We start from the raw sequence: 13,631 nt of genomic DNA on the forward strand, positions 1-13,631 counted from the left end.
CGCCTGCTGTTGGGGTTTGTGCCGTTGAGGCCCGGGAGTGCGGCCGGTGGCGCGCCGGTGGGCCGGACCGTGACCCCTTGGGGCCGGTGATACAGCGGTGGTTGAGGCCGTGGCCTGCGGGGCGGCCATGGTGCGGGTGGTCGAGGCTGTGGGGCGCGGGCCGTCGGTGTGGGGCCGGTCAGGGCCGGGGGCGGGTGCCGATCCGCATCCCCGGGCGGCGTTGATGCACGGTCACATAGGTCAGGCCCGCCTCGCCGGCGGTGATGCTGCGCTGTGCCCCGTGCGGCAGCCAGGCCAGGGCGCCCTCGGTGAGCGGCTGCGGTTCGTCGGTGGGGCCCGTGCCGAGCACGCCGTCCCCGGACACGACCAGGAGCATCACATCCAGCTGTGTCTCGGTGTGCGCCGTGATCCGGTCGCCCGGGGCGAGCCGGACCATGTTGGCGTCGAGTTGCCGCCCGCTCTCGGCCAGCTTCCAGAGCACGCCGCCCGGCAGCGGCGGAGACTCGGCCAGGGCCCGGGTGTCGCACAGCACACGTGCGGCGGGCGCGGTACGGCCTGCCGGCCTGCTGCCGGTCGCGGAGCGCGACGTCATCTGGTGTTCCCCTCGACTCTTCCGTTTTCCTGCGAACCGGTACCCACTGCTGCCCCCTCTGCTCACTCTACAATTAATACATGTAGGGTTCGTGAAAAATGAGCCCAGGTGAGAGAGGGGGTCCGGAAATGGCCACGCGGGAGAGCCCGCGCCGCCGAGAGGTGCTGGACGTGCTGCGCGCCGCCCCCTCACCACTCGGCGTCGCGGACGCGGCCGAGCGGATGGGCCTCCACCCGAACACGGTGCGGTTCCATCTGGAAACCCTGGTGACCGAGGGTCTGGTCGAGCGCCGCACCGAGCCGTCCCCGGGACCCGGCCGGCCCCGCACCGTCTACACCGCGCGCCCCGGCATGGACCGCGGCGGCACGCGTGACTACCGGCTCCTCGCACGCATCCTGCTCAGCCGGTGGGCAACTGCAGACCCGGCGACGGCGCGTGAGGAGGCCGTACAGACGGGCCGCGCGTGGGGTGCTCACCTGGTGCAGCCGCCCCCCTTCGAGGAGCCGACGGCAGGCCGCTCGGTGGCCGCACTGCTCGCTCTGCTGGGCGAGTTGGGCTTCGCACCGCAGGCGGAGGGGCACGAGTCCGGCGGGCCGCCCCGGCGGATCCGGCTACGGCACTGCCCCTTCCTGGAACTGGCCGAGGAACACGGCACGTTGGTGTGCCCGCTCCATCTCGGGCTGATGCAGGGCGCGTTGGCCCGGCTGGACGCCCCGCTGACGGCCACCGGCCTGGAACCCTTCGCCGAACCCGACTCCTGCGTGGCTCACCTGGCCGAGACCAAGGCAGCGTAGCCGACGCACTTCCCCCGGCTCCCCCCACTCCAACGCACTTCACCCGCCGGCCCCGGCAGAGAAAGGCCCCCGCACATGAACGTCACGTGCGCCGCCACCGCGAGCGCGGTCACCTTCGTCTGGCTCGGCATGGTGCTGGCGATCTCCTTCCTGGAGGCCCCGCTGAAGTTCCGTGCACCGGGCGTGACCATCCCGGTCGGCCTGGGCATAGGCCGGCTGGTCTTCCGTGCGCTGAACGCCGTGGAGGCGGTGCTGGCCGTCGTCGTCATCGCCGCGATCGCCGTGGGCGGTGCCCCGGCCGGGATCACGGCCCTGACGGCGGTCGTCGCCGTGCTGCTCCTCGCCCAGCTGGCCGCCGTACGGCCCTACCTCAACCGCAGGTCCGACCGGATCCTCGCGGGGGAGGAACTGCCCCGCTCCCGCAGCCACTTCTGGTACGTGGGGCTGGAGCTCCTGAAGGTCATCGCGCTGGTCGCCCTGGGAGTCGGCCTGCTCACGGTGTGACGGCCCGCGAAGCGCGACAGCCGGGGTCGGCGATCCCGGGCCGGCACTCAATCCGTCGTACGGTCGGTAGGAGTCGGGTGGCGGGGAAACTCCCGGCGGTCGTTCGGTCGGTGGGGCCGGGCGGCGGCCCGGAACCCCCGGTACGGCCGAAACGGCCGTCAGGCGGCCCGTGTCGCCGAGGCGGGCTTCGGCGGCCATCGGTCGTGCCAGCGCAGCTCCGCCTCCAACTGGGCGGCGAGGGAGACCAGCAGGGGTTCGCTGTGGGCGGGGCCGAGCAGCTGTGCCCCCACCGGCAGGCCGTCACCGACGAACCCGGCGGGCACGTTGACACCGGGCCAGCCCAGCACGTTCCACGGCCAGGCGTAGGGGCAGGCGGCGATCATCGCGCGGTCCGTGGCCAGCCCGCGCAGCCGGTACAGGGCGCCGATCCGGGGCGGGGGAGCGGCCGTCGTCGGCGCGAGGATCACGTCGTACGACGCGAAGAACCGGCCGATCCGCCGGTGCAGCACCGTCTCCGCACGCCGGGCCGCCCGGAGCGGGGCCCCGCCGAGCAGCCGGCCGAGCCGCGCCGCGTCGCGGGTGCGCGGGTCGAGCAGCGCCGGGTCGGGCGCCTCGCGGACGTGCTCGGCGATGCCGGCGGTGGCGCGCGGCACGAAGGTCAGCCCGATCTGCCCGTAGGGCGGGTCGGCCTCCTCGACCTCGTGCCCCAATGCGCTCAGTTTCCCGGCGAGTTCGACGACCCGGGCGCGGATCTCCGGATGCAGCCGCGCCGGTACGGCGGTGAACGGCGGCTTCAGGGACAACGCGATGCGCAGCCGGCCGGGGTCGCGGCCGACCGCGTCGGCCACGGTCAGCGCGGGCGGCCGGTGCGGGTCCCGGTCGTGGTTGCCGCTCGCCGCGTCCAGCAGCAGCGCCGCGTCGGCGACCGTCCGGGCGAGGGTGCCGTTGACCGTGATGCCCTGGAAGGACTCACCACGCGGCCAGGTGGAGATCCGGCCCCGCTGCGGCTTGATGCCGATCAGACCGGTCCACGCGGCCGGGATGCGCACCGATCCGGCGCCGTCGGAGCCGAGCGCGGCGGGGACGAGCCCGGCCGCGACGGCGGCGGCCGAGCCCCCCGACGAACCCCCGGGTGTGTGCGCGGTGTGCCAGGGGTTGCGGGTCTCCCCGAACGCGGCTCCCTCGGTGAACGGCCACTGCCCCAGCTCGCACGTGTTGGTCTTGCCGACGATCACGGCGCCGGCCGCGCGCAGCCGCCGTACCGCCTCCCCGTCCTCGGCGACCGCGGGGAACTCGCCGGCGCAGCCGAACGCGGTCGGCTCCCCGGCCACGTCCATGTCGTCCTTGACCGCCACCGGCACCCCGAGAAGCGGACGCCGCGTCCCGGTGGCCAGCTCCCGGTCGGCCGCATCCGCTTCGGCCAGCGCGGCCTCGGCCCGCACGATGCGAAAGGCGTTCAACGTCCCCTGCGAGGCCTCGATCCGGGCCAGCGCGCGTTCCACCAGCGCACGGGAGGTCACCTCCCCGTCGGCCAGCGCCCGCCGGGTCTCGACGAGGCCGGCGGAACGGTCGTGCGTCATGGGCGGGTACCTCCGGGAGCCTCCGGGACCGATGTCTACCGAACGGTAACGTCACGGCCGGGCTGCCGTAAGGGTTTCGCCTTGATGCTTCGCCCAGAGCCGAGGGAGGGGCTGACGGGTGCCGCGTGCAGGCGTCGACCGAGCCGCGCGGACACGACAAGGGGCCGGACGGATCCGGCCCCTTCGTGGTGCGTGCGGCTCAGGCGGCCGCGGCCTCGCCCACGTTGCCGTGCAGGCGGGCGACGACCTCGGTCAGCTGGGCGGCGACCTCGGCGTCGTCGACCGGGTGGGTCTCGGCGAAGCGGGTCAGGGAGCCCGGGATGGACAGCTTGATGTCCTCGATCACCTTGCCGCCGGCGATGCCCACGGCCTTGCGGGCCTCGTCCTGCGCCCAGACGCCGCCGTACTGGCCGAAGGCGGTGCCGATCACGGCGACGGGCTTGCCGCCGAAGGCGCCGGCGCCGTACGGGCGGGACAGCCAGTCGATGGCGTTCTTCAGGACGGCCGGGATGGTGCCGTTGTACTCGGGGGAGAAGAGCAGGAAGGCGTCGGCGGCCTGGGCGGCCTCGCGCAGGCTGGCGGCCGTGGCCGGGACGCTGCCCTCGACGTCGATGTCCTCGTTGTAGAAGGGGACGTCGGCCAGGCCCTCGAAGACCACGACCTCGGCGCCCTCCGGAGCGAGCTTGACAGCGGCCTCGGCGAGCTGGCGGTTGGTCGAACCGGCACGAAGGCTGCCGACGAGCGCGAGGATGCGAACAGACATGGGGAACACTCCAAGGGGCTGAAACATCGCCGTTACGATCCGGACCGAGGTCCGCTTATCTTTGATATCACTGTAACCGGACCGCGGTCCAGTTTTCTTCCCGATGCTTTACGCTGTCTTCATGCCAAGCGCTCTGCCGCCGTTCCCGCCACCTCAAGAGCCCGTTGTCGCCCCTCAATTGCTTGAGGTCGGCATGGAGCCCGAGGAGCCGTGCCTGCGTGCCGACGCGGCGCGCAACCGGGCCCGGCTGCTGGAGGCCGCCGCTCGGCTGATCGCGGAACACGGAGTGGCCGGCGTCACCATGGAGGCGGTCGCTGCGGCGGCGCAGGTGGGCAAGGGCACGGTCTTCCGCCGTTTCGGCGACCGCACGGGACTGCTGATGGCCCTGCTCGACCACTCGGACCGGAAGCTGCAGGCCGACTTCCTCGGCGGGCCGCCGCCGCTGGGGCCCGGTGCGCTGCCCCTGGACCGCCTGCGGGCGTTCGGTGTGGCGGTGCTGTACCGCTCGGTCGAGCAGCTCGACCTGCAGCTGGCCGCCCAGCCGGAACCGACCCGCCGGTTCTCCCACCCGGCGGTCACCGCGCTGCGTACGCACGTCACGATGCTGCTGCGGCAGATCGTGCCGGACGCGGACTGCGAACTGCTCTCCCAGACCCTGCTCAACTCGCTCGACCCGGCCCTGATCCACCACCAGACCAGGCAGTGCGGGATGCCCATGGAGCGCCTGGAGGCCGGCTGGATCGACCTGGTCGCCCGCGTCACCGGCACCCGCCCGCCCCGCTGAGCCCCGACCGCCCGCTGAGTACCGGTTCGGCGACAGACGGCCGCCCCACTGAGGCCTGGCCGGCGCTCCGCCCGCAGTCGCTCTGCCGGGTGGGCGCGAGGTCCGAGCGGTGCGAGGCTGCGTTGCTCGTCCCGATTTCGTCGAACCGTGAACCACGTCGCCCCGCCTCTTCCCGGCCCCCGGTCCTCTGCCAAGATGCGGACTGTCATGGTGCAGATACCGAACACGCCCACGAGTGCCGATGTGGCCCGCCTGGCGGGCGTCTCGCGCGCGACCGTGTCCTACGTCCTCAACAACACCAGCGCCGTACGCATCAGCGAACCGACGCGCCGCCGCGTGCGCGAGGCCGCGCGGGAACTGGGCTACGTCCCGCACGCCGCCGCCCGCAGCCTGCGTGCCGGACACAGCCGTATGGTCCTCATGCCCGCCCCCGCGATCCCGGTGGGCCCGCTCTACAGCCGGTTCCTCAACGAGCTGCAGTGGGAGCTCGGCCGGCTCGACTACACCGTCGTGCAGTACGGCACCGTCGGCCTCCAGGGCGACGAAGCCGCCCGCGCCTGGGCGGAGTTGCGTCCGGTCGCGGTCCTGGTGCCCGGCGCGGAACTCGGGCCGCAGGGCGTCGGGGTCCTCAAGCGCTCCGGTGCCCGGGCCGTGGTCACCCTCGGCCCCGGACGCGTCGACGGCGCCCATGCCGTGCTCATGGACCACGACGCCGTCGGTGAGTGTGCGGGCGCCCATCTGTACGCCCGGGGCCGGCGCCGGATCGGTGTCGTGGTGCCCGAGGAGTCCGGCCTGGAGGCCTACTCCCGGCCCCGGCTCGCCGGTGTGCGCCGGGCGCTGCGCGGCAGGGACGCCACCGTCACGGAGCTGCCGCTCGCCTACACGGAGGAATCGGCCGCGCAACTGGCCGCGCGCTGGCGGGAGTCGGAACTGGACGCGGTGTTCGCCTACAACGACGAGTACGCGATGCTCCTGATGCGTGCCCTGCAGGACGCGGGTGTGCGCATTCCCGAGGACGTGGCCGTGATGGGCGCCGACGACCTGATGCTCGGCCGGCTGCTGCGGCCCCGCCTCAGCACGGTGCACATCGAACTGCCCTCGGGCCGCGACCTCGCCGAACTGGTCGACCGAGCGGTCCGCGACCCCGGCGGCGAGCCTGAAGTGCACAAGGTGCTGGGCGCCACGGTGGTGCAGCGCGAGTCCAGCTGACCCGGTCCCGGCCGCGGCCCGGCTTCCGGATCCCCGTGTCGCGATGTAGTTTCGCGCTCAACCAAGTAGCGTCGAGGCAGGACTTCCGTACCGCCCGGCGATCGATCGGAGAGCCGTATGCCGCTGCTCGACCCGAAGACCTGGCAGGACCGCAGCCTTGCCGGACCCGCCCACACCGTCACCGAGCCCGCCACCGGCGCCGCGCTCGGCACCGTCACCCTCGCCGCCCCCGAGGACGTCGGTCACGCCGCACGGGCCGCACGAGCCGCCCAGCGCGCCTGGGCCGGCGCACCGCACTTCCAGCGGGCCCAGGTGCTGCGCAGGGCGGGGGACCTGTTCACCGAGCACGCCGACGAGGTGCGCGAGTGGCTCGTGCGCGAGTCCGGATCCATCCCGGGGAAGGCGGACTTCGAGCTCCATGTGGCGGCCCAGGAGTGCTACGAGGCCGCCGCCCTCGCCTCCCGCCCGACCGGGCAGGTGCTGCCCAGCGAGGCCCCCCGGCTGTCGTACACCCGCCGGGTCCCGGTCGGCGTGGTGGGTGTCATCTCCCCGTTCAACGCGCCGCTGATCCTGTCCATCCGCTCCGTCGCGCCGGCCCTCGCGCTCGGCAACGCGGTGGTGCTCAAGCCGGATCCGCGCACCGCCGTCTGCGGCGGCCTCGCCCTCGCCGCCGTCTTCGCGGAAGCCGGCCTGCCCGAGAACCTGCTGCAGGTGCTGCCCGGCGGCGCGGAGACGGGCCGGGCGCTGGTGGAGGATCCGCTCGTCCCCGTCATCTCCTTCACCGGATCCACCGCGGCGGGACGCGCCGTCGGCGAGGCGGCCGGCCGCCGGCTGAAGCGGGCCCACCTCGAACTCGGCGGGAACTCTGCCCTCATCGTGCTGGAGGACGCCGATCTCGACGCCGTGATCTCCACGGCCGCCTGGGGCTCGTTCTTCCACCAGGGCCAGATCTGCATGACGACCGGACGCCATCTCGTGCACGCCTCGCTCTACGACGAGTACGTCGAACGGCTCGCCGCCAAGGCCGACTCGCTGGCCGTCGGCGACCCCCACCGCGAGCAGGTCCACCTCGGCCCGGTCATCGACGCGGGACAGCTCGCCAAGATCGACGGCCTGGTGCGCACGAGCACCGCCCGCGGCGCGAAACTCGCCGCGGGCGGCACCCACGAACAGCTCTTCTACCGGCCGACCGTGCTGGCCGACGCGGGGGACGACACCCCGGCCTACGCCGAGGAGGTCTTCGGCCCGGTCGCGCCGGTCCGCTCCTTCGCCACCGCCGACGAGGCGGTGGCGCTCGCCTCGGACAGCCCGTACGGCCTCTCCCTCGGCATCGTCACCCGGGACACCGCCCGGGCCCTCGACCTCGCCGAGCGGATCCCCACCGGCATCGTCCACGTCAACGACCAGACCGTGAACGACGAGGCGGTGGCCCCCTTCGGCGGCGTCGCCGCGTCCGGCACCGGCGCCCGCTTCGGCGGCGAGGCCAATCTGGACGCCTTCACCGACCTGCGCTGGACGACCGTACGCGGCGACGTGGCGCCGTACCCGTTCTAGAGGCCTGCCGTACCCGTTCCAGGGGCTACTGGGCGGCGCCCCCCTGGGCCTCCTGGGCCTCGATGCTCTTGCGGACCTCGTCCATGTCCAGCTTCCGGGCCTGCCCGATGAGGTCCGTCAGCGCGGGCTCGGGCAGGGCGCCCGGCTGTGCGTAGACGGCGACCTTGTCCCGCACGATCATCAGCGTCGGGATCGACTGGATACCGAAGGCCGCGGCCAGCTCCGGCTGGGCCTCGGTGTCCACCTTGCCGAAGACCAGGTCCGGGTTGTCCTCGGCGGCCTTCTCGTACACGGGTGCGAACTGGCGGCACGGCCCGCACCAGGCAGCCCAGAAGTCGATCAGAACGAAGTCGTTGTCGGTGACCGTCTGGTCGAAGTTGTCCTTGGTCAGCTCCACGGTGCTGCTCATGGCGTGAGTCCCTACTTCCTGGTGTGGGGTGTGCCGAGGGCGAAAACGCGGTCGCCGGGTCGCCTATTCCACACGTGCACGTCTGTGTCCCGCGCGCGTACCCATGTGGCCGTCGCGCACACCACCCACCAGACTGACCCCATGACGGAAACGGAATCCATCGCGTACGACGTCGTGGTGCTCGGGGCCGGGCCCGTGGGGGAGAACGTCGCCGACCGCACCCGTGCGGCCGGCCTCACCACCGCGGTCGTGGAGAGCGAGCTGGTCGGCGGCGAGTGCTCGTTCTGGGCGTGCATGCCCAGCAAGGCCCTGCTCCGGCCGGTCATCGCCCAGGCGGACGCGCGCCGGCTGCCCGGCCTCGCCCAGGCGGTCCGAGGCCCCCTCGACACCCCGGCCGTCCTCGCCCGCAGGGACGAGTACACCTCCCACTGGAAGGACGACGGCCAGGTCGGCTGGCTCGACGGCATCGGCGCCGATCTGTACCGCGGCCACGGGCGTCTCGCCGGCCCCCGCACGGTCACCGTGACGGCCCCCGACGGCACGGTCACGACCCTCACCGCCCGGCACGCCGTCGCCGTCGCCACCGGCACCCGCGCCCAGCTGCCCGACCTGCCCGGCCTCGCCGAGGTGAAGCCCTGGACCAGCCGCGAGGCGACCAGCGGCAAGGCCGCCCCGGCCCGGCTGATCGTCGTCGGCGGCGGTGTCGTCGCCACCGAGATGGCCACCGCCTGGCAGGCCCTCGGTTCTCAGGTCACTGTCCTGGTGCGCGGCAAGGGCCTGCTCAACCGGATGGAGCCGTTCGCCGGGGAACTGGTCGCCGAGGCACTCACCCAGGCGGGTGCCGACGTCCGCACCGGCACCTCGGTGGAGTCCGTCACCCGGGAGAACGGCACGGTCGTGGCCGTCACCGCCGCCGGCGACCGGATCGAGGCCGACGAGATCCTCTTCGCCACCGGCCGGATCCCGCACACCGACGACATCGGCCTCGACACCGTCGGCCTGGAACCCGGCTCCTGGCTGGACGTCGACGACACCCTCCGCGTCACCGGCACCGACTGGCTGTACGCGGTCGGCGACGTCAACCACCGCGCCCTGCTCACCCACCAGGGCAAGTACCAGGCCCGTATCGCCGGCGCCGCCATCGCCGCCCGCGCGGCCGGCGACACGGTGCAGGACGAGTCCTGGGGCGCGCACATGGCGACCGCCGACCACCACGCCGTGCCCCAGGTGGTGTTCACCGACCCCGAGGCCGCCGCGGTCGGCCTCTCCCTCGCCGAGGCCGAACAGGCCGGCCACCGCGTCCGCGCCGTCGACGTCGAGTTCTCCGCCGTCGCGGGCGCGGGCCTGTACGGCGACGGCTACAAGGGCCGCGCCCGCATGGTGGTCGACCTGGAGGAAGAGATCCTGCGCGGCGTCACCTTCGTCGGCCCCGGCGTGGGCGAGCTCATCCACTCGGCGACCATCGCCGTCGCCGGCCGCGTCCCGGTCGGCCGCCTGTGGCACGCGGTCCCGTCGTACCCGACGCTGAGCGAGGTGTGGCTGCGGCTGCTGGAGGCCTACCGCGACAACTGACCGGTTGATTAGGGCAGTTCGAAGCCGAGGGCGTCGGCCGCGGCCTGCGGGGTCGGCCCGCTCCACAGCGCGGCGACCGCCTCGTTGGTCGACAGCGAGCGCAGTTCGGCACGGTCCAGGTAGAGGGTGCCGTCCAGGTGGTCCGTCTCGTGCTGGACGATCCGGGCGGGCCACCCGGTGAACACCTCGTCCAGCGCGCGCCCGTGCTCGTCCTCGGCGCGCAGCCGCACCTCGGCGTGCCGGGCCACCACCGCCTGCCAGCCCGGCACGCTCAGACAGCCCTCGAAGAACGCGGCACGAGCGGTGCCCACGGGCTCGTAGACCGGGTTGACCAGGGCACGGAAGGGCTGTGGCATCCGGCCCCGGGCCAGCGCGACCTCCTCGGGCACCGGTGCCGGATCCTCCATGACCGCGATTCGCAGGGGTACGCCGACCTGCGGTGCCGCGAGGCCCACGCCGGGCGCGGCGTGCATGGTCATGCGCAGGGCCTCGACGAAGCGGGCCAGCAGGGCGGGGCCGAGCTGACCGTCGTACGGCTCGGTGCCGCACCGCAGCACCGGCTGCCCGGCGGCGACGATGGGCAAGGGGCCGCCGGCGGCGAGGAGTTCCTCGACCCGCTCGGCGAGCGGCGCGTGATCACGGAGAGGGGCCATCGCGTCAGCATGCCATGCCGGCCGGCCGCCGACGGGTGCACCCTGGTCGTGACGCCGTGAAGTAGCGTGGTCCGACACTCCGGCGCCGACTCCGGCGTCCAGGAGATGAGCAGAGCCTCTCAAGAGGGAGAACGGGACATGGCGCGGCAAGGCGGCCGGGCCCGGCGGCGCGGCCGGGGCGAGCTGGAGGGCCAGGTTCTCGGCCCCGCCGGGGCACTGGTGTCGGCGATGTCGTCGGCGAACTCCGCCGTCACCCTGTTCCTGCTCTGACCCGGAGGACTCAGATGGCGTTCCAGGCACGGTCCCTGACCCCGGAGACCTGGCCCGACTTCGCCCGGCTGGTGGCGGAGCACGACGGGGTCTGGGGCGGCTGCTGGTGCATGGCTTTCCACAAGGAGGGCGTCGGCCGCACCAGGACGCCCGAGCAGAACCGGACGGAGAAGGAGGTGCGGGTCCGCGAGGGCAGGGCGCACGCGGCCCTGGTGTACGACGGTCCGGGCTGCGTCGGCTGGTGCCAGTTCGGCCCGCCCGCCGAGCTGCCCCGGATCAAACACCGCCGCGCCTACGAGGCGGCCGCCCCGACCCCGCCCGACTGGCGGATCACCTGCTTCTTCGTGCACCGGGCCCGGCGTCGCACGGGAGTGGCCTCGGCCGCGCCTCGACGGCGCCCTGCGCGAGATCGCCCGGCTCGGCGGCGGCACGGTGGAGAGCTGTCCGCAGGACACCGAGGGCACCCGGGTCTCCGCGTCCTTCCTGCACAACGGCACCCTCGCCCTGTTCGAGAGCCGGGGCTTCACCCGTACCCGACGGCTGGGCAAGAACCACTGGGTGGTGACACGCACGGTACGGCCGTCCCCCTAGGCATGCCGAGGGCCCGGCCCCCTGCCGGGAACCGGGCCCTCGTCCCGTGGCTCACCGCCGCGGCTCACTCCTGCGGGAAGTCACCCGCGAGCGCCGAGGCGATCCGCAGATGCCGCTCCGCCTCCTCGTGCCGGGCCTGCCGCTGAAGCGTCCGGCCCAGCAGCAGCCGGGCGTAGTGCTCCACCGGGTCGCGCTCGACGATGATCCGCAACTCGGCTTCCGCGCGGCGCAGTTGGGCCGAGTGGTAGTAGGCGCGGGCCAGCAGCAGCCGGGGTGCGGTCTGCTCCGGCACCTCCTCGACCAGCCCGGTCAGCACCCGCGCCGCGCCCGCGTAGTCCTTGGCGTCGAAGAACTGCCGCGCACGCTCCCAGCGCTCGGCCGGTGTGCCGTGGTCGTAGTACGTGGTCTCCACTTGCGTCTCCACTCGTGACCTCCTTCGACGGCCACAACGGTACGCATTTGTTCAATATTCCACTAACCTTGCCGGGCCTCCAGGGCGGCCAGCTCCGCGTTGGCGCGTTCGGTGATCAGGGCCAGCACCCGGCCGGTCACAGCGCGGTCCTCCGCGGAGACACCGGCGTAGATCCGGGCCGTCACCGGTGCCGTCTCGGCAGCTGCCTTGGCGTACAACTCCCGGCCGTTGTCGGTGATTTCCATGCGGGGCGCGTCCGCCGCGACGAGCAGCCCGGCGGCGATCAGCTCGTCGATCGTCTCGTGTGCGTCCGCCGCGTCGATCTTCAATGCGTCGGTCACGCCGTCGACCAGTGCGGCGCGCTCGACCGGCCCGTCCGCGACGGCGGCGAGCCGCAGGGTGACGTTCTGCTGGAAGGTGGTGCCGTAGGAGGCCAGTACGCGCTCCAGGACGGCGCGAGCGGCGTAGTGGGCGAGGGCGATGGTGCGCGGGTCGACCAGGGGTGCGGTGGTGGTCATGACTGCTCCGTCTCGGGATCGGTGGTGCCGAACGGGTCAAGCGGTGCGTCGAGCAGGATCGTCAGCTCCCGGCTGAACTCCCGTGCGCGCGGACTGTCGAGGCCGCCGAGCGGTGCCAGCAGCTGCCGCAGCAGTCCCTGGACGACGTCGATCGCCGTCCCGGTGACCTCGCGTCCCCGCTCGGTGAGTTCGAGCTGTACGGCGCGCGGATCGCCGGGGTCGCGGGTGCGTTCGAGGAGGCCGGCCGACTCCAGGCCGCGAGCCAGCTTGGAGACGTACAGCGCCTCCAGGCCGGTGTGCTCCGCGAGGCGCCGCTGGCTGGGCCGCAGACCGTCGCGGTGCATGCCGTACAGCGACGCCACCAGTGCGTACTGCGCGTGGGTCAGCCCCAGGGGGGCCACCGCGCGGTCCACCGCGACCCGCCACTTCATGGACAGCCGCCACACCAGGAAACCGGGTGTGGCTCCTTCGGAAGCCTTCCTCATGGCAAATACAGTACATGGCTACTATGTACATGGCTACTATTTTTCGGATGGCTGCTGAACGACGAGTTCGGCCAGCATGGCGGCGGTCGCCTCGTCGGCCGGGAGGAACGCCTCGAGTCGTAGTTCGGCGACGGTGACGTCGACGGCGGTGCCGAAGTGGGTGAGCGTGGTGATGAGCGTGAGCTCCCTGTCGTCGGCCGGACCGGGTGTCCGCAGCCGCAGCGGTACGGCGAAGCCGAGGTGGTGCGGTGACTCACGGGCACGCGCCGGTGCCAGGTCGACGAGTTCGCAGGCCAGCCGTCGCAGACGCGCATCCGGGTTCCGCACATCCTCGGCCCGGAGACTGTCGATGATGTGCCACGCCCACTCGCCGAGGTTGACGATGCGTGGTGCGAGGCCCTGCGGATGCAGCAGCACGCGGGGAACGCTCACCGGGGGTACGAGCAGATGCGGGGCCACGCCGGCGGTGAGCGCGTGGAAGGCGGCGTTGGCCGAGACGAGGTCGCCGTGCCGGTCGACCACCACCGCCGGGTACGGCAGGTGGCCGTGCAGGATCCGTTCGAGGGCGGAGCGAATCGGTGCGAGCTGGGGGTCGTCCAGGCGGGTCTGCGGGTAGGCCGGCGCGAACCCGGCGGCGAGGAGCAGTTCATTGCGCTCCCGGATCGGCACCTCCAGGGACTCGGCCAGCCGGATGATCATCGACCGTCCGGGGACCGACCGTCCGCTCTCGATGAAGCTGACATGCCGTTGCGTGGTTCCGGCGCGCATGGCCAGTTCCAGTTGGCTGACGCGTCGCCGAGTGCGCCACTCACGCAACGCGCCGGCAAGCCCGCCTGCCGTCGATTCGCTGATCACCCCTCCTGTGTAACCCGCTCGGCCGCCGATCGGCGATTCCCTGCGGGGAATTGCCGCCCGACGGCCGGCACAGCAAGGTCGTCGCC

Annotated in this window: 17 protein-coding genes; 8 read left to right on the forward strand and 9 right to left on the reverse strand. The window is 73.0% G+C overall.

From position 1 onward, the window contains the following. Positions 1 to 178 precede the first annotated feature (178 nt). Positions 179 to 592: a cupin domain-containing protein gene (locus ACZ418_RS11350; RefSeq protein WP_468360470.1), complete on the reverse strand. Its 414-nt coding sequence runs from the start codon at positions 590 to 592 to the stop codon at positions 179 to 181. A gap of 128 nt (positions 593 to 720) precedes the next feature. On the opposite strand from ACZ418_RS11350, the gene ACZ418_RS11355 reads away from it, so the two are divergent. Continuing rightward, the gene (locus tag ACZ418_RS11355; RefSeq protein ID WP_468360473.1) at positions 721 to 1,386 is read left to right on the forward strand and encodes a helix-turn-helix transcriptional regulator; all 666 of its coding nucleotides are present in this window, start codon (positions 721 to 723) and stop codon (positions 1,384 to 1,386) included. 75 nt (positions 1,387 to 1,461) lie between these two features. Further along, complete coding sequence (locus ACZ418_RS11360) at positions 1,462 to 1,890, forward strand: hypothetical protein (RefSeq protein WP_468360475.1); 429 nt, start codon at positions 1,462 to 1,464, stop codon at positions 1,888 to 1,890. 158 nt (positions 1,891 to 2,048) lie between these two features. On the opposite strand, the gene ACZ418_RS11365 is transcribed toward ACZ418_RS11360, so the two are convergent. Then, the gene (locus ACZ418_RS11365) at positions 2,049 to 3,470 is read right to left on the reverse strand and encodes an amidase (protein WP_468360478.1); all 1,422 of its coding nucleotides are present in this window, start codon (positions 3,468 to 3,470) and stop codon (positions 2,049 to 2,051) included. A gap of 199 nt (positions 3,471 to 3,669) precedes the next feature. Further along, on the reverse strand, positions 3,670 to 4,233 hold the full coding sequence (locus tag ACZ418_RS11370) for an NADPH-dependent FMN reductase (RefSeq protein WP_468360481.1): 564 nt from the start codon (positions 4,231 to 4,233) through the stop codon (positions 3,670 to 3,672). Between the two features lie 103 nt (positions 4,234 to 4,336). Between ACZ418_RS11370 and ACZ418_RS11375 the strand changes: the two genes are divergently transcribed. The 3 genes from ACZ418_RS11375 (at position 4,337) to ACZ418_RS11385 (ending at position 7,780) form a co-directional block, all read left to right on the forward strand. Then, the gene (locus ACZ418_RS11375) at positions 4,337 to 5,017 is read left to right on the forward strand and encodes a TetR/AcrR family transcriptional regulator (RefSeq protein WP_468360484.1); all 681 of its coding nucleotides are present in this window, start codon (positions 4,337 to 4,339) and stop codon (positions 5,015 to 5,017) included. 207 nt (positions 5,018 to 5,224) lie between these two features. Further along, the gene (locus ACZ418_RS11380) at positions 5,225 to 6,226 is read left to right on the forward strand and encodes a LacI family DNA-binding transcriptional regulator (protein ID WP_468360487.1); all 1,002 of its coding nucleotides are present in this window, start codon (positions 5,225 to 5,227) and stop codon (positions 6,224 to 6,226) included. 117 nt (positions 6,227 to 6,343) lie between these two features. Next, a complete protein-coding gene (locus ACZ418_RS11385) occupies positions 6,344 to 7,780 on the forward strand; it encodes a benzaldehyde dehydrogenase (protein ID WP_468360490.1) in 1,437 nt (478 codons plus the stop codon). Positions 7,781 to 7,805: 25 nt separating this feature from the next. Here the strand turns inward: ACZ418_RS11385 and trxA are convergent, their stop codons facing one another. Continuing rightward, positions 7,806 to 8,189 (reverse strand): thioredoxin, encoded by a 384-nt coding sequence (trxA, locus tag ACZ418_RS11390; RefSeq protein ID WP_468360493.1) that lies wholly within the window; start codon positions 8,187 to 8,189, stop codon positions 7,806 to 7,808. Positions 8,190 to 8,330: 141 nt separating this feature from the next. On the opposite strand from trxA, the gene ACZ418_RS11395 reads away from it, so the two are divergent. Further along, positions 8,331 to 9,761 (forward strand): dihydrolipoyl dehydrogenase family protein, encoded by a 1,431-nt coding sequence (locus tag ACZ418_RS11395; RefSeq protein WP_468360496.1) that lies wholly within the window; start codon positions 8,331 to 8,333, stop codon positions 9,759 to 9,761. Positions 9,762 to 9,769: 8 nt separating this feature from the next. Here ACZ418_RS11395 and ACZ418_RS11400 read toward each other — a convergent pair whose 3' ends face one another. Further along, complete coding sequence (locus tag ACZ418_RS11400; protein ID WP_468360499.1) at positions 9,770 to 10,414, reverse strand: peptide deformylase; 645 nt, start codon at positions 10,412 to 10,414, stop codon at positions 9,770 to 9,772. A gap of 138 nt (positions 10,415 to 10,552) precedes the next feature. Between ACZ418_RS11400 and ACZ418_RS11405 the strand changes: the two genes are divergently transcribed. Next, complete coding sequence (locus tag ACZ418_RS11405) at positions 10,553 to 10,684, forward strand: hypothetical protein (RefSeq protein WP_468360502.1); 132 nt, start codon at positions 10,553 to 10,555, stop codon at positions 10,682 to 10,684. Between the two features lie 432 nt (positions 10,685 to 11,116). Next, a complete protein-coding gene (locus ACZ418_RS11410) occupies positions 11,117 to 11,275 on the forward strand; it encodes a hypothetical protein (RefSeq protein ID WP_468360505.1) in 159 nt (52 codons plus the stop codon). 64 nt (positions 11,276 to 11,339) lie between these two features. Here the strand turns inward: ACZ418_RS11410 and ACZ418_RS11415 are convergent, their stop codons facing one another. From ACZ418_RS11415 to ACZ418_RS11430, 4 genes are all read right to left on the reverse strand, one after another. Continuing rightward, complete coding sequence (locus tag ACZ418_RS11415) at positions 11,340 to 11,687, reverse strand: tetratricopeptide repeat protein (RefSeq protein ID WP_468360801.1); 348 nt, start codon at positions 11,685 to 11,687, stop codon at positions 11,340 to 11,342. A gap of 62 nt (positions 11,688 to 11,749) precedes the next feature. Further along, entirely contained in the window at positions 11,750 to 12,205 is a 456-nt protein-coding gene (locus ACZ418_RS11420) for a MarR family transcriptional regulator (RefSeq protein ID WP_468360508.1), read from the reverse strand. After that, entirely contained in the window at positions 12,202 to 12,690 is a 489-nt protein-coding gene (locus tag ACZ418_RS11425; protein ID WP_468360511.1) for a MarR family winged helix-turn-helix transcriptional regulator, read from the reverse strand. Before ACZ418_RS11425 ends, ACZ418_RS11420 begins: the two co-directional genes overlap by 4 nt. Positions 12,691 to 12,726: 36 nt before the next feature. Then, on the reverse strand, positions 12,727 to 13,545 hold the full coding sequence (locus ACZ418_RS11430; protein ID WP_468360514.1) for a helix-turn-helix domain-containing protein: 819 nt from the start codon (positions 13,543 to 13,545) through the stop codon (positions 12,727 to 12,729). Between the last annotated feature and the right edge of the window lie 86 nt (positions 13,546 to 13,631).

The sequence above is a fragment of the Streptomyces sp. NPDC030820 genome (assembly GCF_055572075.1).

Excerpts from the sequence above, each read along its gene's own strand:
- ACZ418_RS11400 (WP_468360499.1), bottom strand. The coding sequence starts at position 10,414 with ATGGCCCCTCTCCGTGATCACGCGCCGCTCGCCGAGCGGGTCGAGGAA.
- ACZ418_RS11385 (WP_468360490.1), top strand. The coding sequence starts at position 6,344 with ATGCCGCTGCTCGACCCGAAGACCTGGCAGGACCGCAGCCTTGCCGGA.
- ACZ418_RS11420 (WP_468360508.1), bottom strand. The coding sequence starts at position 12,205 with ATGACCACCACCGCACCCCTGGTCGACCCGCGCACCATCGCCCTCGCC.
- ACZ418_RS11350 (WP_468360470.1), bottom strand. The coding sequence starts at position 592 with ATGACGTCGCGCTCCGCGACCGGCAGCAGGCCGGCAGGCCGTACCGCG.
- ACZ418_RS11370 (WP_468360481.1), bottom strand. The coding sequence starts at position 4,233 with ATGTCTGTTCGCATCCTCGCGCTCGTCGGCAGCCTTCGTGCCGGTTCG.
- ACZ418_RS11355 (WP_468360473.1), top strand. The coding sequence starts at position 721 with ATGGCCACGCGGGAGAGCCCGCGCCGCCGAGAGGTGCTGGACGTGCTG.
- ACZ418_RS11360 (WP_468360475.1), top strand. The coding sequence starts at position 1,462 with ATGAACGTCACGTGCGCCGCCACCGCGAGCGCGGTCACCTTCGTCTGG.
- ACZ418_RS11375 (WP_468360484.1), top strand. The coding sequence starts at position 4,337 with ATGCTTTACGCTGTCTTCATGCCAAGCGCTCTGCCGCCGTTCCCGCCA.
- ACZ418_RS11425 (WP_468360511.1), bottom strand. The coding sequence starts at position 12,690 with ATGAGGAAGGCTTCCGAAGGAGCCACACCCGGTTTCCTGGTGTGGCGG.
- ACZ418_RS11380 (WP_468360487.1), top strand. The coding sequence starts at position 5,225 with ATGGTGCAGATACCGAACACGCCCACGAGTGCCGATGTGGCCCGCCTG.
- trxA (WP_468360493.1), bottom strand. The coding sequence starts at position 8,189 with ATGAGCAGCACCGTGGAGCTGACCAAGGACAACTTCGACCAGACGGTC.
- ACZ418_RS11365 (WP_468360478.1), bottom strand. The coding sequence starts at position 3,470 with ATGACGCACGACCGTTCCGCCGGCCTCGTCGAGACCCGGCGGGCGCTG.
- ACZ418_RS11395 (WP_468360496.1), top strand. The coding sequence starts at position 8,331 with ATGACGGAAACGGAATCCATCGCGTACGACGTCGTGGTGCTCGGGGCC.
- ACZ418_RS11405 (WP_468360502.1), top strand. The coding sequence starts at position 10,553 with ATGGCGCGGCAAGGCGGCCGGGCCCGGCGGCGCGGCCGGGGCGAGCTG.